Origin of the sequence: Polaromonas eurypsychrophila (genome assembly GCF_014641715.1) — a bacterium.
GTDB classification, from domain to species: domain Bacteria; phylum Pseudomonadota; class Gammaproteobacteria; order Burkholderiales; family Burkholderiaceae_C; genus Polaromonas; species Polaromonas eurypsychrophila.
Genome location: NZ_BMIG01000010.1, coordinates 134104 through 140954 on the forward strand (window position 1 = coordinate 134104; position 6851 = coordinate 140954).

Sequence of the window (6851 nt, forward strand, 5' to 3'; positions counted from 1 at the left end):
GATGAAATTATGTGGATTTGATATCGGTCTCGACCGGTCCTTTTTCCTGATCGCTGGCCCCTGCGTCGTGGAGTCCGAACAGTTGCAGATGGACACCGCCGGCGCGCTCAAGGAAATCACCGCCTCGCTGGGCATTCCCTTCATTTTCAAGTCAAGTTACGACAAGGCCAATCGCTCCAGCGGCACCAGCTTTCGCGGCCCCGGTATGGACAAGGGCCTGGAAATCCTGGCCAAGGTCAAGCGTGAACTGGGTTTGCATATCCTGACCGATGTGCATTCAGAGACCGAGATCACCACAGTGGCCTCGGTGGTGGACGTGTTGCAGACACCGGCCTTTCTGTGCCGCCAGACCGACTTCATCCATGCGGTGGCGCAGTCGGGCAAGCCGGTGAACATCAAGAAGGGCCAGTTCCTCGCGCCCGGCGACATGAAAAACGTCATCGACAAGGCGCGTGCCGCCGCGCGTGAAAAAGGTCTGAACGAAGACAGCTTCATGGCCTGCGAACGCGGCGCGAGTTTTGGCTACAACAACCTGGTCTCCGACATGCGCAGCCTGGCCATCATGCGGGAAACGCGTGCTCCGGTGGTGTTTGATGCCACGCATTCGGTGCAACTGCCGGGCGGCAACGGCACCAGCAGCGGCGGCATGCGCGAGATGGTGCCGGTGCTGGCCCGTGCAGCGGTCGCGGTCGGCATTGCCGGCCTGTTCATGGAAACCCATCCGGACCCGGCCAATGCCATGAGCGACGGCCCCAACGCCGTGCCGCTCAAACACATGAAAGCCTTGCTGGAAACGCTGCTCGAACTTGACCGCGTGACCAAGAAAAACGGCTACCTTGAAAACAATTTCAGCGCCTGACCTGGCCTGCCATCACCCACATGCAGGGACGACCCATGACACCCGCCTACATCATCGTTGACATGAAGGTCTCCGACCCCGAGCAGTACAAACAGTACATGGCGGCGGCGCCGGCGGCAGTGGCGGCCGCCGGCGGTGAATACCTGGTGCGTGGCGGCAAGTTTGAGGCGCTGGAAGGCAACTGGCAGCCCGCACGGGTCGCGATGCTGCGATTTCCCAGTTATGGCAAGGCCAAGATCTTCTACGACGACGAGATGTACCGTGCCGCGCGCGCAAAGCGTGCAGGCACCACCGAGTTTTTTAATATGGTGCTGGTCGAAGGTGTTGCCGCCCCGGTCTGATCGCCCCCTCCACAGAAAAGAAGGAACCTAATGAGCGCAATTGTTGATATCGTCGGCCGCGAAATCCTGGACAGCCGGGGCAACCCCACCGTCGAATGCGACGTGTTGCTGGAATCCGGCGTCATGGGCCGCGCCGCCGTTCCCTCGGGCGCATCCACCGGCTCGCGCGAAGCGATCGAGCTGCGCGACGGCGACGCCGGCCGTTACCTCGGCAAGGGCGTGCTCAAGGCGGTCGAATACATCAACACCGAAATCTCCGAAGCCGTGTTGGGCCTGGACGCCAGTGAACAGGCCTTTCTGGACCGCACGCTGATCGACCTGGACGGCACCGAGAACAAGGCGCGCCTGGGCGCCAACGCGATGCTGGCCGTCAGCATGGCGGTGGCACGTGCCGCCGCAGAGGAAGCCGGCCTGCCACTGTACCGATACTTCGGCGGCATGGGCGCGATGCAGATGCCGGTGCCCATGATGAACGTGATCAACGGCGGCGCACATGCCAACAACAGCCTGGATTTGCAGGAGTTCATGATCGTGCCGGTCGGCGCACCGAGCTTCCGCGAAGCCCTGCGCTGGGGCGCAGAAGTCTTTCACGCGCTCAAGAAGATCCTGCACGACCGGGGCATCAGCACCGCTGTTGGCGACGAAGGTGGCTTCGCGCCCAGCGTTGAAAGCCATGAAGCGGCGATTGCGTTGATCCTGGAAGCCATCGACAAGGCCGGCTACACCGCCGGGGAGCAGATCGCCCTGGCGCTGGACTGCGCGGCCAGCGAGTTTTACAAGGACGGCGAGTACGTGCTTGAAGGCGAAGGCGGCCTGCGCCTGAACGCGCAGCAATGGACTGACATGCTGGCCACCTGGTGCGACAAGTACCCCATCATCAGCATCGAGGACGGCATGCACGAGGGCGACTGGGATGGCTGGAAGATCCTGACCGAGCGCCTGGGCAAAAAAGTGCAGCTGGTCGGCGACGACCTGTTCGTCACCAACACCAAGATCCTCAAGGAAGGCATCGACAAGAACATCGCCAATTCCATCCTGATCAAGATCAACCAGATCGGCACCCTGACCGAGACCTTTGCCGCGATCGAGATGGCCAAACGCGCTGGCTACACCGCCGTGATTTCGCACCGCTCGGGTGAGACTGAAGACAACACCATCGCCGACATCGCCGTCGGCACCAACGCCGGCCAGATCAAGACTGGCTCGCTGAGCCGCTCTGACCGCATGGCCAAGTACAACCAGCTGCTGCGCATTGAAGAAGACCTGGGCGACATCGCGACCTATCCCGGCCGCGCTGCTTTCTATAACCTGCGCTAACCAGCACAGTTGATCGTGGGAAGCCGCGTCGTACCCGTCCTCCTGATTGTGCTGCTCATCATCGTGCATGCACAACTGTGGATAGGCCGGGGCAGCCTTCCCAGCGTCAACGAGATGCAGCGTCGGCTCAGCGAGCAGGCCGCGCTCAACGCCAAGGCCGAGGCCGACAATGCGCGCCTGGCGGCCGAGGTCAAGGACCTGCGCGAAGGCCTGGAGATGGTCGAGGAAAAAGCGCGCGAGGAGTTGGGCATGGTCAAGCCCAATGAAATTTTTGTGCAGGTCACACGCTGAACCTGCCCCGGCTGCACTGATCTGGGTGTTTTGAATTTGCTATGGTTTTAATAGCTGTTCACGGTCGTCAGACATGGGCTGGAGGCCTATTTCATTGAAACGTGAAGATGGCACGCGGATACACATCCGCCTACTGGGCGCGCCTGGCACCGGCAAGACACAACTGGCGGCGGAGCTGGCAGCGACCTTGTCCGCTGGGCATCACGCTGAGCCTGGGTTTACCATCGACGACGCCCCAGCACTGCCCCACCAGGCCCCCTCTGCCTGCGCCACGCTGCTGATGGGCCTGGATCTTCCGGCGCCTGATGCGTTAGCGGCCGTGCAACAAGCCGCCGACCGCGCACTGCGCAACGAGCTCGCGCAATCCGGTGTCAACTATCAGGTGGTGTACGGACTGGATGAGCAGCGGTTGCGCAGCGCCCTGTCTGCGCTACAGGTGGGATTGCCTGGCGCCAGCAAAGCGGAAAAAGGAGGTTCCAGCCGCGCGCGCTGGGTCTGGGTTTGCGACAACTGCAGCGACCCGCAGTGCGAGCGCCGCCTGCTCAGCGACCTGGTAGCGGCTCGCACCGCGCCCTGATCACTGCACCGTCGGCGCCGGCGGCAACTGCCCCGCCGGACTGGTGAAAATCTGCGCAGCATCGACCGGATCGAACCCATACTGCGCGCCACAGAACTCGCAACCCACGTCAATGCGCCCCTGCTCGGCGATGATGCCCTCTACCTCGGCCGTGCCCAGACTGCGCAACATGCTGCTGACGCGCTCCTGCGAGCAACTGCAGGCAAAGCTCGGCGTGGTGGGCACAAAACGCGTGAGCTTTTCCTCCCAGAACAGGCGGTGCAGGATGGTGTCGGCATCCAGCGTCAGTAACTCCTCGCGCTTGAGCGTGCCGGCCAGCATGGCGATGCGTTTGTAGTCTTCGTTGCGGCCGATCTGGTCCTCGTCGGCATCCCGGTCGCGCTGGCTTTCCAGGTTACCTTCGCCCTTGACCGGCAGGCGCTGGATCAGTAAACCCGCGGCCACATTGCCATCGGCGGCCAGGATCAGCCGGGTGTCGAGCTGCTCACTCTGCAGCATGTAGTGCTCCAGCACCTCGGCCAGGTTCTCGATTTTTTCATGCTGGTCGCCAAACAGCGGCACCACGCCCTGGTAGGGCTGGCGGCCCGTCAGCTTGTCTTTCGGGTCCAGCGTGATGGCGCAGCGCCCCTGGTTGTTGACGTTGACAAGACGGCTCAAGGTGGCGCCGGGCAGCACCTCGCCGGTCACGGTGGCGGTGGCGCGCAAGCTCAGGTCGGGCTGCACCTCGGCCACAGCCAGCTTGACGGGTCCGTCGCCAAAGATCTGCAGCACGAGCGCGCCATCGAAGCTGATACTGCTTTGCATCAACGCGCCGGCCGCCGTCATTTCGCCCAGCAGTTGCAGGACTTCAGGCGGGTAACCGCCGCCAGCCTCGCGGCGCTTGAGGATTTCCTGCCAAGCGCCGGTCAGGCGCACCAGCATGCCACGCACCGGCAGGCCATCGAAAATAAATTTATGGAGTTCGGACATCAATCAATCTTTTTGAAGCCGGCTTTGTAGCGCCGGGCATTCTCTACATAGTGATGGGCGATCATTTTTAAACCCTCGATCTGCTCCGGGGACAACTGTCGCACCGCTTTGGCCGGGCTGCCCAGGATCATGGAGCCGTCGGGGAACTCCTTGCCCTCGGTCACTAGCGAACCCGCGCCGACCAGGCAGTTTTTGCCGATGCGCGCGCGATTCAGTACCACCGCGCCTATGCCGATCAGCGAACCGTCACCGACAGTGCAGCCGTGCAGCATGACCTGGTGGCCAACAGACACGTTTTCGCCAATAGTGAGAGGCACACCAGGGTCGGCGTGTAACACGCAGGCGTCCTGAATGTTGGAGCCGCGGCCTATGCGCAGCGTCCCGGAGTCGCCGCGTATCACGCTGCCGAACCAGACACTCACGCCTTCGGCCAGTTCCACATCGCCAATCACCTGCGCGCTGTCAGCCACCCAGGCCGTCTCATGCATCTTCGGGGCCAGCTCATCGAGTTGGTAAATCGCCATCGTATTTTTCCTTGTTGGGCCTGTGTCTCGGGGATAGTTCCATTGTAAAGAGCCACCCCGCCTTTGGCGGACAATCCGCTCATGACCCTGTCCGCCTCCCCGCCCGAACTGCGCCAGCAGGCCCTGGCGGCACTGCTGCAGCCCGATCCACAGAAAAAAGTGTTGCTAGCCCATACCCTGCATGCGCAAGCAGCTATGTTTTCGATAGCAGATCGGCTACAGATAGATCCACCTGCCGGCCTGCCCGGCTGCCCCGCGCGGCCCGAGCTGCGCTCGCACCTGGACGTGCCCAAGCGCTCACCGTACACGCCCGCCGGCCTCGCCGCCCTGCTCCATGCCGTGACCCACATCGAGTTCAACGCCATCAATCTGGCGCTGGACGCGGCATGGCGCTTTGATGGCATGCCGCGCGCTTACTACCTCGACTGGCTACGCGTGGCGGCCGAGGAAGCGCATCACTTCAGCCTGCTGCGCGCGCAACTACAGACCATGGGCCATGACTACGGCGACTTTCCCGCACACACCGGACTCTGGGACATGACCCACAAAACCGCCGATGACGTGCTGGCACGCATGGCGCTGGTGCCGCGCACCCTGGAAGCCCGCGGCCTGGACGCCACACCTGCGATGCAGGCCAAGCTGCGCAAGGTCGGTACGCCGGATGCACTGGCGGCCGTCGACATCCTCGACATCATCCTGCGCGATGAAATCGGCCACGTCGCCATCGGCAACCAGTGGTACCGGCATGTGTGCGGCGAGCGCGGGCTGGACCCGGTTGCTACATATGCCGCATTAGCTGCAGCCTACGGCGCGCCCCGGCTGAAGGGGCCGTTCAACCTGGACGCGCGCCGCGCTGCCGGGTTTGATGAGGACGAGCTGACGCTGTTGGGGGGGTGAAACCGCGCGCTCAAGCAAGCTTCACCGCAGCTTTTCCTGCGATGTCGCGACGGCCAGACGCCCCAGAGGTGTTCAAAATGTGTGACGTGTGGAACTTAACATCGATGCACACCAGAAGGTCTCTGGGTCTCAACTGGTGACACCGAAAAGCAAAGAACGCTAAGCGCGTGCTCGCCTCAGGTGCTGCTTGGTCTACTAGAACTCAAATTAAAACGCCCGGTGGGCTCAGATTAAACTGCAGACATAAACCTCGACTTTCTGCAGAACAGCTTCGAAAAAGCGAACTACCTCGTTAACTTGCTGGTTACCCATGCAACTGGTGGCTCCGCAGAGTCGTCCGAATACGAAGCGCTACGCCAAGAGCTCCTGTCTGATCCGCAGGTTGCTCCGCTCATGCCGTTATTCGTTCGAACCAATCGAAATCTGTCGTCGTTCTGGGGCTTTATTCAACCCAAGTTCCCGACCTATGCAGAGCGGCGCACATATCTGTCTCAAGAATTCACCCCATTACTTGACTTCCTGGAATTTGGTACTGGGTCTGCGTCAATCAACCAGCAATCAACTACCAAAGCAGTGTGAATCGCCCCGTATTTTGAGGAGGCTCAAATCTCTGAGAGGATTGAGCCATGAAGAAGTCAAACAAGTTTTCACCCGAGGTTCGGGAACGCGCAGTGCGCATGGTGCAGGAGCACCGAGGCGAGTATCCCTCGCTGTGGGCGGCCATTGAATCCATCGCACCCAAGATTGGCTGCGTGCCGCAAACGCTCAATGAATGGGTCAAGCGCGTAGAGGTCGATACCGGCGTGCGCGACGGCGTTACTACCGCGGAGGCGCAGCGAGTGAAGGAGCTGGAGCGCGAGGTCAAGGAACTGCGCCGGGCCAACGAAATTCTGAAGCTGGCGAGTGTTTTTTTTGCCCAGGCGGAGCTCGACCGCCGACTCAAGTATTGAATGACTTTGTGGACAAGCATCGCGATGCCCACGGGGTCGAGCCAATCTGCAAGGTCTGGCAGATTGCCCCCTCGGGATACAGGCGCCATGCTGCACAGCAAAGAGACCCAACACTGCGCTGTGTAC

The 6851-nt window shown here is 61.6% G+C and carries 9 protein-coding genes, 1 pseudogene and 1 other annotated feature; of the genes and pseudogenes, 8 read left to right on the top strand and 2 right to left on the bottom strand.

What is annotated here, in order from left to right; genetic code table 11:
• The first annotated feature begins 1 nt into the window (after window position 1).
• The 5 genes from kdsA to IEX16_RS14215 all read left to right on the top strand — a co-directional run bounded on the left by kdsA (window position 2) and on the right by IEX16_RS14215 (window position 3385).
• Window positions 2-859: a 3-deoxy-8-phosphooctulonate synthase gene (kdsA, locus tag IEX16_RS14195; RefSeq protein WP_188709137.1), complete on the top strand. Its 858-nt coding sequence runs from the start codon at window positions 2-4 to the stop codon at window positions 857-859.
• Between the two features lie 35 nt (window positions 860-894).
• Entirely contained in the window at window positions 895-1200 is a 306-nt protein-coding gene (locus IEX16_RS14200) for a DUF1330 domain-containing protein (RefSeq protein WP_188709138.1), read from the top strand.
• Window positions 1201-1230: 30 nt separating this feature from the next.
• Entirely contained in the window at window positions 1231-2517 is a 1287-nt protein-coding gene (eno, locus tag IEX16_RS14205; RefSeq protein WP_188709139.1) for a phosphopyruvate hydratase, read from the top strand.
• 15 nt (window positions 2518-2532) lie between these two features.
• Window positions 2533-2808: an FtsB family cell division protein gene (locus IEX16_RS14210; protein ID WP_188709140.1), complete on the top strand. Its 276-nt coding sequence runs from the start codon at window positions 2533-2535 to the stop codon at window positions 2806-2808.
• Between the two features lie 94 nt (window positions 2809-2902).
• Window positions 2903-3385 carry a hypothetical protein gene (locus IEX16_RS14215; RefSeq protein ID WP_188709141.1) on the top strand — a complete coding sequence of 161 codons (483 nt, stop codon included), beginning with the start codon at window positions 2903-2905 and terminating at the stop codon, window positions 3383-3385.
• On the opposite strand, the gene hslO is transcribed toward IEX16_RS14215, so the two are convergent.
• Window positions 3386-4354, bottom strand: coding sequence for an Hsp33 family molecular chaperone HslO (gene hslO / locus IEX16_RS14220; RefSeq protein ID WP_188709142.1), 969 nt, complete (start codon window positions 4352-4354; stop codon window positions 3386-3388). It abuts the gene before it with no gap.
• Window positions 4354-4878: a gamma carbonic anhydrase family protein gene (locus IEX16_RS14225; protein WP_188709143.1), complete on the bottom strand. Its 525-nt coding sequence runs from the start codon at window positions 4876-4878 to the stop codon at window positions 4354-4356. Before IEX16_RS14225 ends, hslO begins: the two co-directional genes overlap by 1 nt.
• A gap of 81 nt (window positions 4879-4959) precedes the next feature.
• Here IEX16_RS14225 and IEX16_RS14230 point away from each other — a divergent pair, with 81 nt between their 5' ends.
• The 3 genes and pseudogenes from IEX16_RS14230 to IEX16_RS14240 form a co-directional block, all read left to right on the top strand.
• Window positions 4960-5775: a ferritin-like domain-containing protein gene (locus IEX16_RS14230; RefSeq protein ID WP_188709144.1), complete on the top strand. Its 816-nt coding sequence runs from the start codon at window positions 4960-4962 to the stop codon at window positions 5773-5775.
• A 297-nt stretch (window positions 5776-6072) separates the two neighbouring features.
• On the top strand, window positions 6073-6354 hold the full coding sequence (locus IEX16_RS14235) for a hypothetical protein (RefSeq protein ID WP_188709145.1): 282 nt from the start codon (window positions 6073-6075) through the stop codon (window positions 6352-6354).
• A gap of 47 nt (window positions 6355-6401) precedes the next feature.
• Window positions 6402-6851 (top strand): annotated as a pseudogene (locus tag IEX16_RS14240) (transposase); the annotation flags it as partial.
• Window positions 6680-6796, top strand: a sequence feature (AL1L pseudoknot). It overlaps the preceding pseudogene by 117 nt.

Coding starts and splice junctions, on each gene's coding strand:
- hslO (WP_188709142.1), bottom strand. CDS start 4,354: ATGTCCGAACTCCATAAATTTATTTTCGATGGCCTGCCGGTGCGTGGC.
- kdsA (WP_188709137.1), top strand. CDS start 2: ATGAAATTATGTGGATTTGATATCGGTCTCGACCGGTCCTTTTTCCTG.
- eno (WP_188709139.1), top strand. CDS start 1,231: ATGAGCGCAATTGTTGATATCGTCGGCCGCGAAATCCTGGACAGCCGG.
- IEX16_RS14225 (WP_188709143.1), bottom strand. CDS start 4,878: ATGGCGATTTACCAACTCGATGAGCTGGCCCCGAAGATGCATGAGACG.
- IEX16_RS14200 (WP_188709138.1), top strand. CDS start 895: ATGACACCCGCCTACATCATCGTTGACATGAAGGTCTCCGACCCCGAG.
- IEX16_RS14230 (WP_188709144.1), top strand. CDS start 4,960: ATGACCCTGTCCGCCTCCCCGCCCGAACTGCGCCAGCAGGCCCTGGCG.